The organism is Desulfobaculum senezii (assembly GCF_054657395.1).
The window spans coordinates 554208-575162 of the sequence record NZ_BAAHYU010000003.1 but is presented as its reverse complement, the minus strand read 5'-3'; the positions used below and the strand labels follow the sequence as shown (position 1 = coordinate 575162).

The following is a 20955-nucleotide window of genomic DNA, read 5'->3' as shown; positions in this document are numbered from 1 at the left end:
AAACACCGCTCTCGCGGTGTCATCCTTGTGCCCCACCGGGCCATTGCCCCGGGTGCGGCTCCAGCCCTCTACAGCTTCAAGTCCACGCCGCTCGCTCCGCTCCCCTGCCCGCCCCTTTCGTCATCATCACCGTTTGCCCCCTCTTCATCACGAAGGGCGCGTACCGGCAATTCCACAGTAAACACCGTGCCGCCCCCCGGACGGGTGCTCACGCGGAACACGCCATTATGGGTGCTGGTCACAATAAAATACGCCACGGACAGCCCAAGCCCTGTGCCCTGCCCCGGCGCCTTGGTGGTAAAGAACGGCTCAAAAACCCTGCGCCGCGTGGCCTCGTCCATGCCGGGGCCATTATCCGAAATAGCCACAAACACCGCCCCGCGCGCCGTACCCGTACGCAGACTAATCGTGGGCGGATTATTGTCCGAGGTGCCTTCACCAAGGGCCTCTGCCGCATTCTTGACGATATTCAAGAACACCTGCTCCATCTGATTTCGCGAACAGACAATACGCGGCAGGTCGTCTGCGTACTCCCGCCGTATTTCTATCTGTTTAAAATCATATTTCTTTTTAAGATCATAATCGCTAGCGGCAAGCTCCAGCACCCCGTCCAGCAGGTCGTGCAAATCGTTGCGGCTCATGTCCTCCTCGGAGCGGCGGCTGAATTTGAGCATGGAGCTCACAATGCGCGCCGCGCGTTCCCCTGCCTCCGCAATGCCGTCGAGGTATTTGCCGATGCCGCGCGCCTCCATATACTGCCCAACAAGGCCCAAATCGAGGCCCAAACGTTCGGCCACGCGCGTATTTCCGGGCAGGTCCTCCTGAAAGCGCCGCCGCAGGTTCTGCCCGCTCTGCAAAATGATGCCCAGCGGGTTGTTGATTTCATGCGCCATGCCCGCCGCCAGCCCGCCAACGCTCATCATCTTCTCGGTCTGGATCATCATCTGCTGCAGGCGGACACGCTCCGTCACATCGTCCACATGCACCACTGCGCCCTGACCGCCCGCCAAGGGGTACATGGCAAGGTCCACAAAGCGCTCCTCATGGTCCACGGCAACGCCGGACTCAAGGTAGGGCTCGCCACTGGCTATAACGCCATGCACAAACTCCAGCCACGGCGACACGTACGGCAGGACCTCCTGCAACTCCATGCCCTGCCGCAGCGGTTTGCCCTTCATATTTTCCACAGCCTTGCGGTTCCACAGCGTCAGCCGCAGGTCCTTGTCCACGGCCACCAGCATGGATTCCAGTGAATCCACCACATCCTGCAGCACCTTGCGCAGGCGACGCGATTCCTCCGCAGCGCGCTTGCGCTCCGAGATGTCGCGCCCCTCGGCAAGGATGTACACCACCTTGCCGTCCGAATCCGAAATGGGCTTCAACGAAAAATCAATAACCCGCAACTCGCCCCGCACATCCATATGTTCGGCCTCGTCACGGATAACGCGCCCCTGCCGCGCCAACAGCAGCCCTTCCTGCACGCGCTCGCGCTCCGCCTCGGAGTGCCGCCACCACGGCGTATCCCAAAACGGTTTCCCTACAATGTTTTCCGCCTCGTCATCTACAAAATCCAGCGCGGTTTGGTTCACCATCTGCACCACGCCCTCCGGCGAAATAATAGCGCACAGTTGGTACGTTTGGTCGAACAGGGCGCGGAACTTCGCCTCGCTGCGCCGCAGGGCGTCCTCCGCCGCCGCGCGCTCGCCAATCTCCGCCAGCAACATGTCATTGGCCTGCTCCAGACGCCGCGTATGCCGCGCTATGCCCCGCTTCAGCCGCCAGTTGAACCACAGCAGAAGAAACACGCCAGCACCAACAAGCACCAAGACCCCAACAAAGAGGTTTCGGTGCCGCGACAGCAATTCATTGCGCAGAGGAAACACGAACCCATCCAGCGACACATCCGGCTTCACCAGCCCCGCGCTCACAATATCCCGGCGCAGGCGCTCCAAGCGCTCAGGAGAGACCGTTCCTATGGGAATGATATTCGGCTGGATATGCGCGCGCAGGCTCTCCGCCTCATACCGCAGGCGCTGCACCTGCGCATTGGGCAAGTACTGCTCGCGGATATACTCCACCATCTCATCCACGTGATGTACCGCATATTCCCAGCCCCGCACCACAGCCCGGCGCATCCGCCGCACCCGCTCCGGGTGGTTTTGCGCCTCGTCCACATTCGTGAACAGGCAGTCGCCATACGTGTCCACCCCATAATCGCGCGGGTGCAGCATCGTCACCGGAATCCCCCGCTTTTGCAGCGCATGGGGCGCATCAATGCTATACGCCACCACCGCGTCAACACTGCCGTCCGCCAGAGCGTCCATCTGCCCAGACCCCGGGACCAGCTCCAACTGCTGGATGCTCACGTCTTCCTTCATTAGCATCAGCACAAGACTCAGCGGCAGCCCACTTGGCACCATCACCCTGCGCCCCACGAGGTCCTTGGGGCTAATAATCCCCGAATCGCTCCGGGCAATGAATACAAACGGGTTGTGCTGGAAAATAGCCGCCACCAGCTTCACCGGCGAGTCGTTGATAAAATCCAGTATAAGCTCAGCCGTCGCCACGCCGTACTGGGCGCGCCCCTCGGTCACCTCGTCCACAAACGATATGCCCGGACCGCCCGCGCGAAGCTCAACATCCAGCCCTTCCTCCGTAAAATACCCCAGCTTCTGCGCGGCATAGTACCCCGCAAACTGGTACTGGTGGTGCCACTTCAGTTGCAACACCACCTTGTCCTGCGCCGCAGAAGGGAGCGCCCAAAGGCACAACACAATGGCCGCCACAGTCAGCGCGCCAAAGCACGCCCGCACCAGCCATACGCTCCACGCCGTCATTGTCCATCGCCGTCTCTGCATATACTCCTCTCCGCACAGGACAGAACTCCACATCAGAATAGCAGACAACACAGAAGGCGTATACTCACGAGGATATTTTGGGCGGGGGCGAGCAGAGAGGTACGGCGAGAGAAGGAAGGTGAAGCGTTTTTTTGCTCCGCAGGCCAAAGGGCCGTGGGCCCTTTGGAATCCCATTTGCGCACAGGCCGGGTGCCTTTTTATGGCACAGTCGTCACCCCTGACGGCTCCCGTCCGTGTGGAGGGGGGAGATTTTTGGTTCATCTCCCAATTCCGGGGAAGGCTGCTCTGATTTTGAGAAAGAAGTACTCGTCGTCGAGAAAGCCGTAGGCCATCCGTTTGATCACCTTGATCTTGTTGTTGATCCCTTCGAGTAGGCTGGTGTGTAGCGGATATCGGCAGTGTGAGATAATGCCCGAGATGTAGGATTTGAGGCGCTTAGCGAATTTAATGAGCGGCTCGACTCGGCTTTGCATGGCGCGGCGGTACCAACCTTTCCAAAACCGCTTGGCAGCTTTGGAGTATCGGTAGTCCCAGAGTCGCTTCAAATCCTCCTTGAGGATATAAACCTTCATCAAATTTTTGTTGGCTCGAAGCAGGTCATAGAGCCGGATTCGATCTTCCTGTCGCATGAGATTCCGCCTGTTGCGCAGGAGCAGCCATCGTGAGCCTTTGACAACCTTACGGGCGTCTTTGTCATGATTGAGGCGATTGGCCTCATCGTTTCGGACGCGGTCGATTACTTCTCGGCCATACTTGGCAACGACATGAAACAGATCGTAGACGATCTCGGCTTTCGGGCATTGCGCCTTCACCTCGGCGGCATACGCACCGTTCATGTCCATTGCAACGGCCTCAATTCGGGCACAACCATCACGGCCAAGCAGTTCAAAGAATGGTCGGATGCTCTCCCGGCTGTTGCCTCTTCCTACCCACAGAACCCGCTTGGTGTAAGGCTCGACGATAATCGTGGCGTAGCGATGTCCTTTGCGGATGGCAAACTCATCCATTGCGACAACCTTGACGCCTTTCAAGTCAATGGGATTGAGTTTTTCCGTTAGGTACCGCTTGTCGATTGTCTTCACGGTCTTCCAGTTCAAGCCGTAGCATTCCGCGATGTGCTTAATGGGAAGTATGCGGCAGAGCCGAACAACGGACTCGGCCAGCCGCCTTGTGACACGCGAATACCTGTCGAGCCAAGGAAGCTGCTCCAGCTTTGGTCCACAGACGGGACAATGGACCCGACGCCGGAGAACGAGCAAATGCGTTGCCGTGTCGAATACAGGCAAGTCACGAACCCAGCGTTCGACATAGTCGTGAACTGCGCAGACAAGCCTGCCGCACCCGCTGCATCTCATTCGCCTTCGCCTGATTGGAATCAACTCGATCCAGACTTCGGGGTGCTTCCGAGCTTCGCTGGCTTCAAGGCGCTGAACAGTTCCAACACGATACCCTTTCCAGTCTCCCAACAACCGGGTAATCTTGCCCTTGGACAACGGTGCCCTCCTTGTAGTTCTCGTCTGTTGTGCAACTATCGAGATTACTGAGGGTTTCCGTTGTCCTCAATTTTTTATGTTTCCCCCGGAATTGGGAGATGAACCATTTTTTTGGGGGTGTGTTGGCGCTGCGTGAAGGGCGGTGAGAATCCCTGTTCGGGATGTGAAAGTAATCGAGAAAAAGAGACGACAAGAGAACCCGCCACCCCTATTTTCGGGGCGGCTTCCGCCCCGAAAATCCTGGGGATTCTCAAGGGTATCATACCCTTGAGCCGCCGGAGGCCCTCTTCGCTCTTCGCTCTTCGCTCCTACACCAGCTCTTCCGCCGCACTTTCGGCGGCGGCGCTGGGCTGTGGCACTCCGCCACCCATATCGAGAATGGCGGCAGCGTAGGTGGAGCGGACGGCGTCCATGTAGGCGGGGTCGACGGGGCCGCGGGCGGTGACAACTTTGGAGAAGCGCTTGGGGATGCGCACGGTTCTGGGGTCGTAGCCGGACTGCAGGCGCAGCGTCCAGCGATGGCGCTGCACGGCGTCGGCGGCGGCGTCGAGACTGTCGGCGGTGGCGTCATAGCCAAGCAGACGCATGCAGTCGGCGAAGACGTCGGCGGTGTAGATTTTTCGGCCGAACATGCAGCCGACCATGCAGTTGACGAGCGTCCTGCGGCGTTCGTCGGCCATGAGAACGTCCACAGCGGCCTTGGCGTCGCGCTCAAAGTGCTCGTAGTCGTAGCAGTAGCAGAGATTGTCGAGGTGCGAATGCCGAAAATTGAGGGCCTGCGCGGCAAAGAATACCTCGCCTGTGGCGTAGCCGGACATTTCCTGCCCCAGAACGCAGGCGTAATCCCCGCCGCCGTAGACAGCAGCGGCATGGGCGGCGCCGCGCGCGAGCACGCGGTAGAACTCATTGTAGGCGCAGCCGAGCATGGCGATGGCCTCGGCGTAGGCCGGGGCGTTGCCAAAGGCGAGGGGCACCACGGTCTGCGTGGCGGAGATGAGGCCTTGTTCCGTGGCCTCGGTGGCCCACGCCAAACAGCCGCCCGTGCTCATGATATCCAGCCCCTGCCGCTCCACGGACAAAATCAGCCCCATGACGGCGTGCGGGTCGGTAATGCCCAGCATGGAGCCAAGGGCGAAAATATGCTCGTAGTCGTAGCTGATGGACTGCGGATCCGTTGGCGCGCCATTGTAGGGCGTGGTGACGCGCCCGAGGTGAATGCAGGCGGCGGTGCACCCAGCGCAGGAGCGCTTACTCACGCAAATGTCGCGCAAAAAGGCCTCGCCGGAAATATGCTCGGCTCCGGTGTCCGTGCTGTCCTCAAGGTTCCGCCACGGAAGCGCGCCAAGGGCGTTGATGGACTCCACAATACCTGCGGTGCCAGGACCGCGGTACTTGCTCGTGGCTTGCGAGGTCGCGCACTCGCGGCTGAGGCGGGCGAAGACGGCTTTGTACTCGGCGCTGGCGGGCTTGGACACGCGGCGCGCGCCGACCACGGCTATGGCTTTAATGCCTTTGAGGGCGAGGGCGCGCCCGGCTCCCATGCGCCCAAAGTGGCGATAGGTGTCCACGGTGGCGCAGGCGTAGGTGCACCCGGTCTCGGCAGCGGGACCAATACAGCATATGGACGCGCGCTGGGCGTCCGCGCCGAGACGGGCCTTGACGGCGTGCTCCGTGGCAAAGGTATCCAGCCCCGCAAGCTCGGGAGCGGGCACAACGCGGCAGCCGTCTGGGTCGATGCGCAGCATCACGGGGCCTTCGGCAACGCCGCGCAGTTCAATGGCGTCCCATCCGGCGCGGGCCATGCACATACCCAGCCGCCCCCCGGCGTGAGATTCCGTGTACTGGCCGTGATAGGGCGACATGAAGCCGCAGACGACCTTGGTCATCATGGGAAAGCGCCCGGTCAGCGGGCCAATGGCGAAAATCAGGGGCTGGTCGGGATGCCGCGCGGGCTGGCCCATGCACCCGTGCTGCGAAAATATGGCCGCCGCAAGCCCGCTGCCCCCCAGATGCACGGCAACGTCATGCGCGATATCACACGCAAACGTCCCCTGCGTGAGGGAGACATTGAGAATGCGAAACTGCTGTCGCGGATGAAACGTGGTGTTTGACACGGATGGAGCGGCCTCAAGGTTGGGAAAAATGGGGGTGCACCGGGAATGCACAAGAAGCGGAAATGGTTTTCCCCGAGAACGCTCATGCTGTCAATATACAAAAAGACGGCTAATGATACCGCAAATTTTCCATATGTGCCTGATAATAGCTAACTTTTGACTGCTACAGAACCACCGCGGAGGCCACGCCGGGCTTGACAAACAGGGTAATTCATTGTCTGTAGCCTTGCCCCGCCGGGGGGGAGTACCGCGCGGGAGACCAATTCCGATCGGGAGGAGCGAAACGTCATGAAACTGTATCACAAGATTGTCCTTGGCCTTGCACTGGGCCTTGGGGCGGGCCTTATTTTTGGAGAGGACGCCACCGTCCTTAAGCCCATCGGCGACATCTTCATCCGGTGTCTGAAACTCATCGTGATGCCCCTCATCCTCGCCACGCTGGTCAACGGCGTCGCAAGCGCGGGCAACATCAAAAAAGTTGGGCGCGTTGGCGTCAAAACCCTCATCTATTTCATTTTCACCACCGCCATCGCCGTCAGCATCGGCCTGCTGGTCGCCAACCTGATGCACCCCGGTGCAGGCCTGACCATCGGCTCCGTAGACAGCATCAAAAAGGCAGAGGCCGTCACCCTGTCCGGCATGCTGGTGAATATGGTGCCGACCAACCCCATCGCCGCTTTGGCAGACGGCAAGGCGCTGCAGGTCATCGTCTTTGCACTGCTGTTTGGCGCGGCCCTGTCCGCCAGTGGCGAAAAAGGCCGCCCGGTCGCGAATTTCTTCCAGTCCCTTGCTGATGTCATGCTCAAGCTGACGGACATCATCATCAACATGGCCCCCATCGGCATCTTCGCCCTCATCGCGTGGACCGCGGGCAAGTACGGCGCAGACATCCTGCTGCCGCTGGTGAAGATCATCCTTGCTGTGGCGACGGCGTGCTTCCTGCACATTCTCGTTTCCTACAGCGCCATCGTGGGCCTTGTCGCGCGCATCTCTCCCATCCAGTTCCTCAAAAAGGTTCTGGAGCCTGCGCTGGTCGCCATCTCCACGTGCAGCTCCGCCGCGGCGTTCCCCTTCTCCATGCGCGCCCAGAAGCAGCTTGGCGTGCCGGAGAAAATCTCCGGCTTCACCCTGCCGCTGGCTTTGACCATCAATATGGACGGCACGGCCATGTATCAGGCCGTTGGCGCCATCTTCGTGGCCGACGCCTGCGGCGTGCACCTGACTGTGGTCCAGCAGGCCACGGTTGTGCTCACCGCCGTGCTGGCCTCCGTCGGCACCGCCGGCATCCCCGGCAGCGGCCTTATCATGCTGACCCTCGTGCTGCAGTCCGTTGGTCTGCCGCTGGAAGGCATCGCCATTGTGGCGGGCATTGACCGCGTGCTGGACATGTTCCGCACCCTCGCCAATGTTGTGGGCGACAACACCGCCGGTGTGGTCATTGCCTCTCTGGAGGGCGACCTGGACCGCGAGATGTCGCGCACGCCACTTGACCAGCTTGAAGAAGAACCCGTGGTGGCCGAAGCCTAAACGCCACACGGTCTTTTCTCGGATACTCCAGCGCCCCCGCCACACGGTGGGGGCGCTTTTTCTTTGGCATTGGTCAGCTGAACAAGAAATTCACTGCCGCCGCTTTACAGCGCGCGCAATTTCCCCTAGCGTCAGTTTTACGAGCTAGGGGGGCCGCGTTAGGCGGCTGAGATGGAACCGCGTTCCGACCCTTTGAACCTGACGCAGCTTACACTGCCGGAGGGAAGCCGGTCATCGTTTGCACACCACTCGACGTCCGCCTCCCGGCGGACGTTTTTTTTGCGCCACTGCTCGTATATATCTGCGTACCGGGCTTCTTGCACCGGTCCTCAGACGCTAGGGGGGCTCCTGACGGGGCTGAGATGGGAAACACAGGCGTTTTCCGACCCTTAGAACCTGATGCGGTTCATACCGCCGGAGGGAAGCGTCAGCCAGCATCACCGATGCAGACAGGCCTCCCCCCGTGGGAGGCTTGTCTGCTTTTCACGGGGCGTCTGTCTCCGGGCGTCACACTCCCTCCCTTCTGCACTCGCGGCCACCGGACAACGTGGGAAAAGCGCCGAAGCACTGCTTCGGTCCACGGCCGGTACTCACAACCCGAAACGGGAAGGGAACACATGACCATCACACTCAACGGACAATCCACCCCCTGCGCGGATGGGTCCACCATCCTCAGCCTGCTGACGGAGCGCGGCCTTGCGCCCGAAACCGTCGTTGTGGAGCTGAACAGGACCATTATCCCGAGTGAGAACTACGCCAGCACAGCCCTCGCCGACGGCGACCACATGGAAGTGCTGCGCTTTGTCGGAGGAGGATGAAGACAATGACGGAGACACTGACCATCGGCGGCGTTCAGCTTGAGAGCCGTCTGTTCATCGGCACAGGCAAATATGGCGACGACGCCCTTATCCCCGAGGTCGCCGCGGCGTCCGGCGCAAGCGTCATCACCGTAGCGCTTCGGCGCGTGGACTTTGGCGCGGGCACCGGCAACGTCATGGACCACATCCCCAGCACCATGCAGCTGCTGCCCAACACCTCCGGCGCGCGAAACGCCGACGAGGCCGTGCGCATCGCCCACCTTGCGCGCGCCGCAGGCTGTGGCGACTGGATCAAAATTGAAGTCATCTCCGACAGCCGCAACCTGCTGCCCGATGGCTACGAAACGGCCCGCGCCACGGAGCGCCTTGTGAAGGACGGCTTTACCGTGCTGCCCTACATGAACCCGGACCTCTACGTTGCGCGCGACCTTGTGGGCGCGGGCGCGGCGGCGGTGATGCCCCTTGGCGCGCCCATCGGCACCAACCGCGGCCTGCAAACGCGCGAGATGATCGGCATCCTCATCGAGGAAATTGACCTGCCCATCGTCGTGGACGCCGGCCTCGGCAAGCCCTCCCACGCCTGCGAGGCCATGGAAATGGGCGCGGACGCCTGCCTTGTGAATACGGGCATCGCCTCCAGCGCCAACCCCGTCATGATGGCCCGCGCCTTTGGCGAGGCCGTGCGCGCCGGACGCGCCGCCTACCTTGCCGGACAGGGCGCGCTGCGCGAAACCGCCACGGCCTCCTCACCGCTGACCGGATTTCTGGAGGGCTAGCCATGTCCTTTGCCGAAATCTGCCAGCATGCGCAGGACGCCGAGCTGGAAGCCACCTTTGCGGCCGCGGACGAAGACCATATCCGGCGCATCCTTGCCAAGCAGACCATCACGGCCGAGGACTACCTCGCCCTGCTTTCCCCCGCGGCCAGCGGCCTGCTGGAGGATATGGCCCGCAAGGCCCAAAGCATCACCCAGCGGCACTTTGGGCGGACCGTCCAAATCTTCACGCCGCTCTACCTGTCCAACTTCTGCGCCAACCACTGCGTCTATTGCGGATTCAACGCCAAAACCGGCATCCACCGCCGCAGGCTGACGCTGGATGAGGTCCGCGCCGAAGGCGAGGCCATTGCGGCCACGGGCCAGCGCCAACTGCTCATCCTCACAGGTGAATCCCCGGCCAAGGCTGGCGTGGACTACCTTGAGGACTGTACGCGCATCCTGCGCGACATCTTCCCGTCCGTCGCCATTGAGGTCTACGCCCTCACGGATGACGAATATTCCCGCCTCGCCGCCGCTGGCGTAGATGGCCTGACCATGTTTCAGGAAACCTACGACCAAACCCTCTACGAGCGCCTGCACCCCGCCGGTCCCAAGCGCGACTTCAGCTTCCGTCTGGATGCGCCGGAGCGCGGATGCCGCGCGGGCCTGCGCGTGGTGAACATTGGAGCGCTCCTCGGCCTTGCCGCTGACTGGCGGCGCGAGGCCTACACCACGGGCCTGCACGCCCAGTACCTCCAGCACAAATACCCGGGGACGGACATTGCCATCTCCCTGCCACGCATGCGCCCCCACGCCGGAGCCTACCAACCCGCCAGCAAGGTGGGAGACGCCGAGCTTGTGCAGATAATGCTGGCCCAGCGCATCTTCCTGCCCTCTGTCGGCATCACGGTCTCCACGCGCGAGACGCCGGAGTTCCGCGACAACATCCTGCCCCTTGGCGTCACCAAGATGAGCGCCGGGGTCAGCACAGCCGTGGGCGGCCACGCCGAAGGTGACGACGCCAAGGAGACCGGTCAGTTCGAGATTTCCGACGACCGCAGCCTTGACGAGTTCACGGCCATGCTCCGCGCGCGCGGCTACCAGCCCGTTTTTAAGGACTGGGAACCCATCGCCGCGCCAAGCCAAAGGCGGTGGTCCGCATGAACCACACCCTGCACGGCATCGCCAGCCACATCGGCGCCACCGCCCTCGCCCGCCTCTACCGGGTGCGCGTCGGCATCGCCGGATGCGGCGGACTCGGCTCCAACTGCGCCATGCACCTTGTGCGCAGCGGTTTCGCCTCCCTTGTGCTGTGCGACCATGACAGCGTGGAAGCCTCCAACCTGAACCGGCAGTTCTTCTTCGCGCGGCAAATTGGCCAGCCCAAGACCCACGCGCTGGCCGAAAACCTCCGCGCCATCAATCCGGAACTGCACCTGCGGCTGGAGCACCGCGCCCTTGCCCCCCACACTGCCGCCGAGGTCTTTGCGGACTGCGACGCCGTTGTGGAGTGCCTTGACGATGCCGCGGCCAAAGCCATGCTGGCCGAAACCCTGCTGCCACGCGGCGTCTTCTATGTCGGCGCCAGCGGCATTGCCGGGTGCGGCAACAACGACGCCATCGTCATCCGCACCGTGCGCCCGGACCTGCACATCGTCGGCGACGGCGGCGACGAAGCCGGACCAGACGCCCCGCCTCTCTCACCGGGCGTCGGCATCGCCGCAGCCAAACAGGCGGGCCTCGTTCTCGCCCATTTCCTTAAGGAGCATGCATGACACGCCCCATCACCCGAAGCACCATTCTGGACACGGACCTCTACTGCCTCACAGCAGAAAAGTTCTCCGGCGGACGCAGCACTATCGACGTGGTGCGGGACATGCTGGCCGCCGGCGTCAGCCTCGTCCAGTACCGCGAAAAGTCCAAATCCATGCGCGACAAGTACGAGGAATGCCTCGCCCTGCGCCAAATAACGCGCGAAGCGGGCGCGGCCTTCATCGTCAATGACGACGTGCACCTCGGCGTCCTCACAGGCGCGGACGGCGTGCACATTGGTCAAGACGACCTGCCCGTCGCCGCCGTGCGCCAGCTTGTTGGCGAGCACGTCGCCATTGGCGTTTCCACCCACTCCCCGGAGCAAGCCCAAAAGGCCAAGGCCGACGGCGCGGACTACATCGGCGTTGGCCCCATCTTCAAGACCTTCACCAAGGAAGACGTCTGCGACCCCGTCGGCTTGACCTATCTGGAATGGGCCGCCGCCAACGCAGAGCTTCCCTTTGTGGCCATAGGCGGCATCAAGGCGCACAACGTTGCGGACGTGGTCCGCCGCGGGGCGCGCTGCGTTGCCATGGTCACCGAAATTGTTGCAGCCAAGGACATTCCACACACCATCGACACCATCCGCCGCCACATGGCGGACGCCTAAGGAGCACCCCATGAGCTACACCACCCAGATGGACGCCGCCCGCAAAGGCATCGTCACCGAGCAGATGAAGACCGTTGCCGAAAAGGAACACATGCGCTTGGACGACCTTATGGAGCGTCTTGCCAAAGGCACCGTCATCATCCCCTGCAACGTCAATCACACCAGCATCTCCCCCGAGGGCGTGGGCGAAGGCACGCGCACCAAGGTCAACGTCAACCTCGGCATCTCCAAGGACGCCAACGACGTGGAACTGGAGCTGGAAAAAGTCCGCCACGCCCTGAACCTCAAGGCCGAATCCATCATGGACCTGTCCTGCTTTGGCAAAACGCAGGAATTCCGCACCCGCCTTGTGGAGATGTCCCCCGCCATGGTCGGCACCGTGCCCATGTACGACGCCGTCGGCTTTTATGACAAAGAGCTCAAGGACATCAGCGTGGACGAATTCTTCCGCGTGGTGCAGCGCCACGTTGAAGACGGTGTGGACTTTCTCACCATTCACGCAGGCCTGAACCGCGCCGCTGCCGAGCGCCTCGACAAGACGGACCGCATCACCAGCATCGTCTCCCGCGGCGGCTCCCTGCTCTACGCATGGATGAAGCAGAACGACATGGAGAACCCCTTCTACGAGCACTATGACCGGCTGCTCGAAATCTGCGAGAAGTACGACGTCACCCTCAGCCTTGGCGACGGCTGCCGTCCCGGCTGCCTGCACGACGCCACCGACGCCTGCCAGGTTGAAGAGCTGATCACCCTTGGCGAGCTGACCAAGCGCGCATGGGAGCGCAACGTCCAGGTGATGATTGAAGGCCCCGGCCACATGTCCATGGGCGAGATTCCCGGCAACGTCATGATGGAAAAGCGCCTGTGCCACGGCGCGCCCTTCTACGTGCTCGGCCCCCTCGTCACCGACGTTGCCCCCGGATACGACCACATCACCGCCGCCATTGGCGGCGCCATCGCCGCAGGCTCCGGCGCGGACTTCCTGTGCTACGTCACCCCGGCAGAGCACCTGCGCCTGCCCAACCTCGACGACATGAAGGAAGGCATCATCGCCACCCAGATTGCCGCCCACGCCGCCGACATCGCCAAGAACCACCCCGGCGCACGCGACTGGGACGACTCCATGTCCCACGCCCGCGCCGACCTCGACTGGTGCAAGATGTTTAAGCTCGCCCTCGACGAGGAGCGCCCCCGCGAGTTCCGCGAATCCTCCAAGCCCGAGGTTGAGGACTCCTGCTCCATGTGCGGCAAAATGTGCGCCGTGCGCACCATGAAGCGCGTGAAGGACGGCAAGGAACTCGGCATGGCCAAATAGCCCGCCCCGTTCGCCCCCATCCCCAAAAACGCAGACAGCCCCGGCTCCATATGGAAGCCGGGGCTGTTTTATGCCAAATTGTCGCGCCTACTCGGAGCGCTTTTTACACCGCGGAGCCTTTTCCGGGTCCGGGTCGGCAACCTCGCCGTACGCCGCCCTGCCGTCATGGTCCTCCGGCAGGTGCTCCGTAATGGGCAGACCGTTCTCCGCCACAAAGAGCATACAGTGGCAGTACTTGTACTCCTGCATATCATCACAGGGGCAAATCCACGTGCGCTGCTTTATCTCTTCCTGCTTGTCCGGATAAAAACGGCACGGACACAGCGGCTTGCCAAGCGTGTCGATATGGTCGGCAAGACCCTGAACAACAGCTTCCGTCACCTCAGGCTCAGGATGCGTGAAGGTTCCGGTCTTTGCAGTGTATTTCGCTACATACTTTCGGATGAGTTCAAGGCTCTTGTCGCTCGGCACTGTGGTTCTCCTTATCGCTTGATGACAGTATCAACGAGTTGTCCAAGCAGTTCAGCCCGTCAAGGTCAAGACTTTTCGGAGAAGAGAAGAGGGCCTCCGGCGGCTTGAGCTCTTCGCTCGTTCGGCCTGAAAGGGCGAAGGGCAAAGAAATAAAGAGAGCCTCCGGCGGCTCAAGGGTATGATACCCTTGAGAATCCCCAGGATTTTCGGGGCGGAAGCCGCCCCGAAAATAGGGGTGGCGGGCGGGTTCTCTTGCCTTCTTTTTTCTTTGTCTTGTTTTCTTCCACACCCTCAACAGGGATTCTCACCGCCCATCTCGCACCGCCAACGCCCCCCAAAGAAAATTCTCCCCCCTCCACACGGACGGGAGCCGTCAGGGGTGACGACTGTCCCATAAAAAGGCACCCGGCATGTGCGCACATGGGATTCCAAAGGGCCCACGGCCCTTTGGCCTGCGGAGCACAAAAACCCACGCCTAACCACCCACACAAGGCCCCCTTCCCTGCCACCTAACGCCGTTATGCCGTCCCCCCGGTTGCGCCAGCGCGCGCAGTGGTCTACAGTGCAGTATACCCCTCTCTCCTTTGACCATTTGGGAGTGCCATGGCTTTACGAGCGCGCCTGACTGCCGCCTACCTGCTTGTGAGTGCTGCCGCGTTAGTGCTTTTGGAAACGCTGTCGCCGTCCTTTCCTATCACGGCGCTGACGCACGCGCATGTGGACGCGGCGCGCGGGGTGTTCTCCGCGCCTGCGGCCGTGCTCAGCGCGCCGTCGCCGGGGTACGCGGTCTTCTTGGCGCTGCTGCTCCCTGTTGGCGAAACCGGACTCTTCGCGCCGCTGGTTGTGGCGACGCAGCTGGGGCTTGTGCTGCTCACTGCGCACTGGTGCGCGGGCCTCACACAGCGGCTTGTCCCGGACGAACCAGACGCGGCTGACGCGGCATTTGCCCTTGCGCTTTTCCTGCCGACGCTTCCCCTTGCGGCCTGCCGCATCGCGCCGGACGCGCTGCTGGCCGCCTGCATCGCAGGCGGTGCGCTCCTCCTGAGTACGGGACTGACCACGCGACGCGCGCGGGCCATCGCGGGCGGCATTGTCCTCTTTGCCTATAGCGGAACGCTGCGCGGCGAAGCCGTCTGGCTTGCTCCGCTGGCCCTTGGTGTCGCCGTATCGGCCATGCGCGGCGAAGGCTGGCGAACGTGGCGGGTACTTGGGGGTGCTGCGGTGTTGACGGTGCTGGCACTGACGTACCTCCCGGCCCATGCGCTTGCCCCCGCGCCCGCTGGAACAGAATTTTTTGCCAGCGCGCCCCTTTTTGCGCAGTCCGCCTTTGCCCATGCGTCCGAGCTTGTCGGTGTCCGCGACGGAGCGGACGGGGTGCTGCTTTTACTCCTACGCGCGCCGCTGACCGAAAGCCTCAACACGCTCATCGGCACGGCTCCCGGCCTTGTCGTTGGCCTGCTCTGTGGCGGCGTGCTGTTGGTCCTCTTCTGGGGATTCACCTTGCGCGGCGTGCCCTGCGCCGTAAGCCGCCAGCCTGCCTTGGCGTGGGGCCTCATTGCCTGCGCCTTCGTGCTTGTGACCGCGTTTTTCGGCGCGCTAGCTACAGGGCAGCACCGTGCGGCGCTTATCCCTCTGTGTGCACCCTTTGCCGCTGCCGGGCTGCACCATATGTGGCGGCAGTTGCCGCTTGATGCGGACAGCGCTTTACCTCGCCACCCACAGGGGCTAAACTCCTGACAGTTTTCATTGCACCAGCAGACAAAGGACGACAGATATGAACCACTCCCGCAGCGCCGCCCTGCTTCTAGGCGCAACCATCGCCGTGGGCATCGCCCTTGCCGGATTCTTCCTCGGCAACGGCCTGATGCAAATCAAGGCCGCACAGCGCTATGTCACCGTCAAAGGCCTTGCCGAGCGCGAAGTGAAAGCCGACCTCGCCATCTGGCCCATCGTCTACGTCTTCAACGCCCCCAAGCTCGACCAACTGCAAAAGAAGCTCGACAACGGCGGCGGCATCATCACCGCTTTCCTCAAAGAGCGCGGCTTCTCCGAGGACGAAATCTCCCGCTCCGTGCCCGTTATCACCGACCACGAAGCCCAAGGGTACTCCAACAACGTCCCCAAAAACCGCTACTCGGCGCGCGCCAGCATCACCGTGCGCACCGATAAAGTCCTCAAACTCAAGGCCGCCATGGCCGAAGCCGGAGCCATCGTCTCCAAGGGCGTCGCCCTCGTGCAGGACTACAGCGGTCAGCCTAAGTTCAGCTTCACCCAGCTCAACAGCATCAAGCCCGACATGATCGCCGATGCCACACAAAACGCCCGCGACGCCGCCAAACAGTTCGCTAAGGACTCCGGAAGCACCGTCGGCAGCATCCGCCGTGCGCGCCAAGGCCTCTTCACCATCAACGACCGCGACGCCAACACCCCCGAAATCAAAAAGGTGCGCGTCGTCACCACCGTGGACTACTTCCTCAAAGATTAGCCCGCAGAGAACGCCAGACGTTATACAAAAGGGCCGAAGCTGGAGCTTCGGCCCTTTTTTTGGGGCAAAAAATGGGAGGAAGAGGGCCTTCGGCGGCTTGAACTCTTCGCCCGTTCGGCCTGAAAGGACGAAGGGCAAAGAAATAAAGAGAGCCTCCGGCGGCTCAAGGGTATGATACCCTTGAGAATCCCCAGGATTTTCGGGGCGGAAGCCGCCCCGAAAATAGGGGTGGGAGGGACCTCTTGTCTTCTCTTTTTCTTTCTCTTGTTTTTCTCCACACCCTAAACAGGGATTCTCACCGCCCTTCACGAAGCGCCAACGCCCCCAAATAATATTCCCCATCTACACGGACGGGAGCCGTCAGGGGTGACGACAGTCCCATATAAGGCCGCCCGGTCTGTGCGCAAATGGGATTCCAAAGGGCCCACGGCCCTTTGGCCTGCGGAGCACAAACCGCCTCGCACCACCGCCCCCTTGCGCCACTCGCCCACCCGCCCTACAACCAGCAAGGAGAACGCAAAGGAGCACCCAAACGATGACGCACCGACCTTTTACGCGGCGGGTTATTCAGGTCATACGCCGCATCCCACGGGGACGCGTGGCGACGTACGGCGGCGTGGCGCGGCTTGCCGGGAATGCCCGAGGGGCGCGGCAGGTCGTGCGGGTTTTGCATACCCTGTCGCAGACGGAGGGCCTGCCGTGGCAGCGGGTTATCAACCGCGAGGGCCGCATCTCGCTGCGCCCGGGAGCGGGCTACGAAACCCAGCGCCGAGCGCTTCAGGCCGAGGGCGTGCAGGTTGACGAAATGGGGCGCGTGAATCTTGAGGTCTTCCTGTGGACGCCAAACCCGGCGGATTTTGCGCTGGAGAATGACGAATGACGTAGCGGCCTGCCTGTCGCGCTTCCATGCCAGTGGCACAGGGCCTTTCGGAGACAGACGCAAAGAGGGAATGCGGAAGAAAGGAGACGAGAAAATATAGGGCGCCCGCGCTAAAGGACGCGCTGTGCGCGGGAATACGGCGCGCAAAGCAACAACGAAAAAAGGACCCAGACAAAAGTCTGAGTCCTTGAATAATCGTTGGTAGCGGGGACAGGATTTGAACCTATGACCTTCGGGTTATGAGCCCGACGAGCTACCATGCTGCTCCACCCCGCAACGCTGTATGGGGAGCTTTTACGCTCCGTGGCACTGAGATGCAAGAACTTTTTTCCGCGTATCGCGGCGTTTTTTGCGTGTGCCGTCTCGACAAGTATTCAAGAATAAGCCTCAGGCCGGAGCCTGAGGCTCTTGATATCGTGTTGGTAGCGGGGGCAGGATTTGAACCTACGGCCTTCGGGTTATGAGCCCGACGAGCTACCATGCTGCTCCACCCCGCAACGCTGTCGAGAGATGAGTTTCTATACGGCGGGCAGGTCATTGTCAACACTATTTACAACTTTTTTCAAATTGACTATCCCTGTCCGGTCATGACCAAAATTCAAAGCCTCTCCATGGTTATCCCCGTTTTTAACGAGGAAGATAACCTCCCGATATTGTTTAAGGAAATCACCTCTGCAGTTGCACCCCTTGCTCTGGAGTGGGAGGTCGTCTTTGTGGACGACGCCAGCACGGACAATTCTCTTGCCGTAATCAAAAACCTTGCGCAGGACGATGAGCACGTGCGCTATGTGGCCTTTGCCCACAACTGCGGCCAGTCTGCCGCGTTTGGCGCGGGCTTTGCGGCCGCCACGGGCGACATCATCATCACCATGGACGCGGACCTGCAAAATGACCCGGCGGACGTGCCCAAGATGGTGAACACCTTCATCACGCAGGACGCCGACATGGTTATTGGCTGGCGCGCCACGCGCCGCGACACCATGGTCAAGCGCATCAGCTCCATCATCGCCAACGGCGTGCGCAACAAGCTGACCAATGAAACGGTCCGCGATACGGGCTGCTCCCTCAAGGCCATGCGCACGGACATGGCGCGTCGCCTGCCTGTTTTTACGGGCATGCACCGCTTTTTGCCCACGCTTATGAAAATGCAGGGCGCAACCGTGGTGGAGATTCCCGTCAACCACCGCCACCGCCAGCACGGCGAGAGCAAGTACGGCACGTGGGACCGCCTTGTGGCTTCCTCGTATGACCTCTTTGCCGTACGGTGGATGCAAAAGCGCCACGTCAACTACACGATTAAAGAACAGAAATAATTCGGGCGCATGGTGCTGAGCCTGTCATGGTGGGCGCTGGCCGTTGGTTCGCTGCTGTGTATTGCGGCAGTGGCCGGTGTCCTTGTCATGGGGCGCTCCAGCCGCCTGCTTCTTGGCGCTATGGTCTGCGGCGCGGCGCTGACGCTGGGCGTCAGCGTATATGAACGCGACATCGTCCGCGGTGTTGGCGTGTGCCTTGTGTGCGCGGCCTTTGCCATCCGTCATATGCAGGCGGCCCGCCGCCGCTCGCCTTCCCGGCCCCGTACCGGAACCGTTCTGGAGGACTTTTTGGCCCGAAAACACACCCGCGCCTATGTGAAAGGCCTCGTCATGCTGCTGATTCTTGCGGGCATTGGCGTGGTCTTTAATGCCATGGACCTGCGCGGCTCCATGGACGAGCACTGGATAGACGCACATGTCCGCGGGCACGGCCTTGCGGGATACGCCTTGTTTATTGGCGCGGCCTCGCTGTTTACAGCTGTGGGCCTGCCCCGGCAGATGGTCAGCTTCCTTGGCGGCTACGCCTTCGGCAGTGTCATGGGCACGTTGCTGGGCACGGCCGGCACCACGGTGGGCTGCGCGCTGGCGTTCTTTTACGCGCGTTTTTTTGGCCGCTCGTACGTCTCGCGCCGCTTTGGAAAAAAGATTGGGCGTGTGGACCGCTTTCTGTCGCACAACACGGTGAGCACCACGCTGGTCATCCGGTTTATGCCTGTGGGCAGCAACCTGCTGACGAACCTGCTGGCGGGCGTGACGTCCGTTGGCGCAGTGCCCTACATTGTGGGGTCCGCTCTGGGATTCATCCCGCAGAACCTCGTCTTTGCCCTGCTTGGCAGCGGCTTTAACGTGGACAGGCAGTGGCAGGTGGCGCTGAGCGTGGTGCTGTTTGTCATTTCCACATGGATTGGCATCCGCCTGTACCGCACCCAGCGCGCAGGACGCGTTATGGAAGACGCCACGGACGAAGAGGCCGACAGCGAAGCCTAATCTCCCCCCCCAACAGCACACAAAAAAGCAGGACCATGCGATGCATGACCCTGCTTTTTTTACGCCTTGGGGCGGTATACAGCCCCGTGCTACTTGCCGATGCAGAAGCTGCTGAAGATGGAATTGAGCACGTCAGCCGGGGCAATTTCACCAGTAATCTCGCCAAGGATGGTGCACGCGGCCTCAAGGCGAACGCCCAGCAGGTCGTAGGGAATGCCTGCGCTGATGTCGGCGGCAAGGGCCGTGAGTTCGGCATTGGCCTGCTCTAGGGCCTGCGACTGGCGCAGGTTGGGCACAATTTCTCCGGCGTCCGGCTCGCCGCTGCGCCCGACAATACGCTCGCGCACGCGGTCGCACAGCCTGTTCAGGCCCTTGCCCGTCTTGGCGGAGATGGGCACCACCTCAAACCCGGCCTCGGCGAACCATGAGGCCTGCAGGCCTTCGTCCGGCGCGGCGGAGTCGATATCGACCTTGTTGAGCACCACCAGCACGCGGTCAATTCCAATGCGCTGGGCAAGGTCCACGTCCTCGGCGGCCACGTCGCGGGTCTGGTCCACCACGAGAAGCACAAGGTCCGCCTGCGCGGCAAGGTCGCGGCTACGCTCCAGTCCGGCGCGCTCCACGGCGTCCTCGGTCTCGCGGATGCCTGCGGTGTCCACAAGGCGCACGGGCAGGCCGTCCAGATTAACGGCTTCCTCAAGATAGTCGCGCGTGGTGCCGGGGATGTCCGTCACGATGGCGCGCTCGCGCCCAAGCAGGGCATTCATGAGGCTGGACTTGCCCGCGTTGACCTGCCCGGCCAGCACGGTGAAGGCGCCCTCGCGCCAGCACCTGTCGCGCTCGAAATTTTCCAGCATATCGCGCACGGCCTCAGAGACGGCGCTGACTCCGGTCAGGAACTCCTCCGGGCTGAGGCATTCGATATCCTCGTCAGGAAAGTCCACGGCAACGCACAGCTGGGCGCGAAGCTCCTCCAGCTGGGCGCGCAGGGCCGCAACCTTCTGCCCAAGGGCGCCGGACAGCTTGGCCTGTGCCAAGGTCATGCCCGCACGCGTGGGCGCGGCAATCATCTCGGCCACGGCCTCGGCCTGCGTCAGGTCCATGCGGCCGCTGACAAAGGCGCGGTAGGTGAACTCCCCTGCGCTGGCGGCGCGGATGCCCTGCGCCAGCACGGCCTCAAGAATGGCGCGAACCACCATAGGGCCGCCATGGCACTGAAATTCCACAACGTCCTCCCCCGTATACGATCCCGGACCGGGCATGAAGACCGCAAGGCACTCGTCCAGCGCCTCGCCCCGCTCGTCGAGCGCCCAGCCATGATGCATGCGGTAGGGCTTGAAGTCCGCGAAATCCTCGCGAGAGGAACGAAAGAGCGTCCGCCCCACGTCTTTACTGCGGGGGCCGCTGACTCTGACAATACCGACGCCGCCCTGCCCCAGCGGGGTGGCGATGGCGGCTATGGTGTCCTTTATGGATGCGCTGTTCTGCATGAGCGGGTTATATGCGAGGCTGGTC

General features: G+C 62.0%; 17 protein-coding genes, 2 tRNA genes and 2 riboswitches. Of the genes, 12 read left to right on the top strand and 7 right to left on the bottom strand.

Annotation, left to right across the window (positions count from 1 at the left end; genetic code table 11):
- Positions 1-68: 68 nt before the first annotated feature.
- From ACYQ2T_RS11645 to ACYQ2T_RS11635, 3 genes are all read right to left on the bottom strand, one after another.
- Positions 69-2858 carry an ABC transporter substrate-binding protein gene (locus ACYQ2T_RS11645; protein ID WP_459900741.1) on the bottom strand — a complete coding sequence of 930 codons (2790 nt, stop codon included), beginning with the start codon at positions 2856-2858 and terminating at the stop codon, positions 69-71.
- 257 nt (positions 2859-3115) lie between these two features.
- A complete protein-coding gene (locus ACYQ2T_RS11640) occupies positions 3116-4351 on the bottom strand; it encodes an ISL3 family transposase (protein WP_459900740.1) in 1236 nt (411 codons plus the stop codon).
- A 308-nt stretch (positions 4352-4659) separates the two neighbouring features.
- A complete protein-coding gene (locus ACYQ2T_RS11635) occupies positions 4660-6465 on the bottom strand; it encodes an aldehyde ferredoxin oxidoreductase N-terminal domain-containing protein (RefSeq protein ID WP_459900738.1) in 1806 nt (601 codons plus the stop codon).
- 288 nt (positions 6466-6753) lie between these two features.
- Between ACYQ2T_RS11635 and ACYQ2T_RS11630 the strand changes: the two genes are divergently transcribed.
- The 7 genes from ACYQ2T_RS11630 (at position 6754) to thiC (ending at position 13304) form a co-directional block, all read left to right on the top strand.
- The gene (locus ACYQ2T_RS11630) at positions 6754-7992 is read left to right on the top strand and encodes a dicarboxylate/amino acid:cation symporter (RefSeq protein WP_459900736.1); all 1239 of its coding nucleotides are present in this window, start codon (positions 6754-6756) and stop codon (positions 7990-7992) included.
- A 136-nt stretch (positions 7993-8128) separates the two neighbouring features.
- A riboswitch (TPP riboswitch) is annotated at positions 8129-8234 on the top strand.
- A gap of 86 nt (positions 8235-8320) precedes the next feature.
- A riboswitch (TPP riboswitch) is annotated at positions 8321-8432 on the top strand.
- Between the two features lie 177 nt (positions 8433-8609).
- On the top strand, positions 8610-8810 hold the full coding sequence (thiS, locus tag ACYQ2T_RS11625; RefSeq protein WP_459900734.1) for a sulfur carrier protein ThiS: 201 nt from the start codon (positions 8610-8612) through the stop codon (positions 8808-8810).
- Positions 8811-8815: 5 nt separating this feature from the next.
- Positions 8816-9586, top strand: a complete 771-nt coding sequence (locus ACYQ2T_RS11620) for a thiazole synthase (protein WP_459900732.1) — start codon at positions 8816-8818, stop codon at positions 9584-9586.
- Positions 9587-9588: 2 nt separating this feature from the next.
- On the top strand, positions 9589-10731 hold the full coding sequence (gene thiH / locus ACYQ2T_RS11615; protein WP_459900730.1) for a 2-iminoacetate synthase ThiH: 1143 nt from the start codon (positions 9589-9591) through the stop codon (positions 10729-10731).
- Entirely contained in the window at positions 10728-11342 is a 615-nt protein-coding gene (thiF, locus tag ACYQ2T_RS11610; RefSeq protein ID WP_459900728.1) for a sulfur carrier protein ThiS adenylyltransferase ThiF, read from the top strand. Before thiH ends, thiF begins: the two co-directional genes overlap by 4 nt.
- Positions 11339-11989: a thiamine phosphate synthase gene (gene thiE / locus ACYQ2T_RS11605; protein ID WP_459900726.1), complete on the top strand. Its 651-nt coding sequence runs from the start codon at positions 11339-11341 to the stop codon at positions 11987-11989. Before thiF ends, thiE begins: the two co-directional genes overlap by 4 nt.
- Before the next feature lie 10 nt (positions 11990-11999).
- Positions 12000-13304 (top strand): phosphomethylpyrimidine synthase ThiC, encoded by a 1305-nt coding sequence (gene thiC, locus ACYQ2T_RS11600; RefSeq protein ID WP_459900724.1) that lies wholly within the window; start codon positions 12000-12002, stop codon positions 13302-13304.
- Positions 13305-13391: 87 nt separating this feature from the next.
- Here thiC and ACYQ2T_RS11595 read toward each other — a convergent pair whose 3' ends face one another.
- Positions 13392-13775, bottom strand: coding sequence for a ferredoxin-thioredoxin reductase catalytic domain-containing protein (locus ACYQ2T_RS11595; protein ID WP_404843642.1), 384 nt, complete (start codon positions 13773-13775; stop codon positions 13392-13394).
- A 603-nt stretch (positions 13776-14378) separates the two neighbouring features.
- Here ACYQ2T_RS11595 and ACYQ2T_RS11590 point away from each other — a divergent pair.
- The 3 genes from ACYQ2T_RS11590 to ACYQ2T_RS11580 all read left to right on the top strand — a co-directional run bounded on the left by ACYQ2T_RS11590 (position 14379) and on the right by ACYQ2T_RS11580 (position 17140).
- Positions 14379-15512 carry a hypothetical protein gene (locus ACYQ2T_RS11590; protein WP_459900723.1) on the top strand — a complete coding sequence of 378 codons (1134 nt, stop codon included), beginning with the start codon at positions 14379-14381 and terminating at the stop codon, positions 15510-15512.
- A gap of 37 nt (positions 15513-15549) precedes the next feature.
- Positions 15550-16260 (top strand): SIMPL domain-containing protein, encoded by a 711-nt coding sequence (locus ACYQ2T_RS11585; protein WP_459900721.1) that lies wholly within the window; start codon positions 15550-15552, stop codon positions 16258-16260.
- Positions 16261-16795: 535 nt separating this feature from the next.
- Complete coding sequence (locus ACYQ2T_RS11580) at positions 16796-17140, top strand: MGMT family protein (RefSeq protein WP_459900719.1); 345 nt, start codon at positions 16796-16798, stop codon at positions 17138-17140.
- Between the two features lie 199 nt (positions 17141-17339).
- Here ACYQ2T_RS11580 and ACYQ2T_RS11575 read toward each other — a convergent pair.
- Positions 17340-17416, bottom strand: a tRNA-Met gene (locus ACYQ2T_RS11575).
- 144 nt (positions 17417-17560) lie between these two features.
- Positions 17561-17637, bottom strand: a tRNA-Met gene (locus tag ACYQ2T_RS11570).
- 90 nt (positions 17638-17727) lie between these two features.
- Here ACYQ2T_RS11570 and ACYQ2T_RS11565 point away from each other — a divergent pair.
- Both ACYQ2T_RS11565 and ACYQ2T_RS11560 read left to right on the top strand, forming a co-directional pair.
- Entirely contained in the window at positions 17728-18453 is a 726-nt protein-coding gene (locus ACYQ2T_RS11565) for a glycosyltransferase family 2 protein (protein WP_459901623.1), read from the top strand.
- A 9-nt stretch (positions 18454-18462) separates the two neighbouring features.
- Entirely contained in the window at positions 18463-19440 is a 978-nt protein-coding gene (locus tag ACYQ2T_RS11560; RefSeq protein WP_459900717.1) for a TVP38/TMEM64 family protein, read from the top strand.
- 89 nt (positions 19441-19529) lie between these two features.
- On the opposite strand, the gene mnmE is transcribed toward ACYQ2T_RS11560, so the two are convergent.
- Positions 19530-20930 (bottom strand): tRNA uridine-5-carboxymethylaminomethyl(34) synthesis GTPase MnmE, encoded by a 1401-nt coding sequence (gene mnmE / locus ACYQ2T_RS11555; RefSeq protein WP_459900715.1) that lies wholly within the window; start codon positions 20928-20930, stop codon positions 19530-19532.
- Between the last annotated feature and the right edge of the window lie 25 nt (positions 20931-20955).

Coding starts and splice junctions, on each gene's coding strand:
- ACYQ2T_RS11645 (WP_459900741.1), bottom strand. CDS start 2,858: ATGCAGAGACGGCGATGGACAATGACGGCGTGGAGCGTATGGCTGGTG.
- ACYQ2T_RS11630 (WP_459900736.1), top strand. CDS start 6,754: ATGAAACTGTATCACAAGATTGTCCTTGGCCTTGCACTGGGCCTTGGG.
- thiS (WP_459900734.1), top strand. CDS start 8,610: ATGACCATCACACTCAACGGACAATCCACCCCCTGCGCGGATGGGTCC.
- ACYQ2T_RS11620 (WP_459900732.1), top strand. CDS start 8,816: ATGACGGAGACACTGACCATCGGCGGCGTTCAGCTTGAGAGCCGTCTG.
- thiH (WP_459900730.1), top strand. CDS start 9,589: ATGTCCTTTGCCGAAATCTGCCAGCATGCGCAGGACGCCGAGCTGGAA.
- thiF (WP_459900728.1), top strand. CDS start 10,728: ATGAACCACACCCTGCACGGCATCGCCAGCCACATCGGCGCCACCGCC.
- thiE (WP_459900726.1), top strand. CDS start 11,339: ATGACACGCCCCATCACCCGAAGCACCATTCTGGACACGGACCTCTAC.
- thiC (WP_459900724.1), top strand. CDS start 12,000: ATGAGCTACACCACCCAGATGGACGCCGCCCGCAAAGGCATCGTCACC.
- ACYQ2T_RS11590 (WP_459900723.1), top strand. CDS start 14,379: ATGGCTTTACGAGCGCGCCTGACTGCCGCCTACCTGCTTGTGAGTGCT.
- ACYQ2T_RS11585 (WP_459900721.1), top strand. CDS start 15,550: ATGAACCACTCCCGCAGCGCCGCCCTGCTTCTAGGCGCAACCATCGCC.
- ACYQ2T_RS11580 (WP_459900719.1), top strand. CDS start 16,796: ATGACGCACCGACCTTTTACGCGGCGGGTTATTCAGGTCATACGCCGC.
- ACYQ2T_RS11565 (WP_459901623.1), top strand. CDS start 17,728: ATGACCAAAATTCAAAGCCTCTCCATGGTTATCCCCGTTTTTAACGAG.
- ACYQ2T_RS11560 (WP_459900717.1), top strand. CDS start 18,463: ATGGTGCTGAGCCTGTCATGGTGGGCGCTGGCCGTTGGTTCGCTGCTG.
- mnmE (WP_459900715.1), bottom strand. CDS start 20,930: ATGCAGAACAGCGCATCCATAAAGGACACCATAGCCGCCATCGCCACC.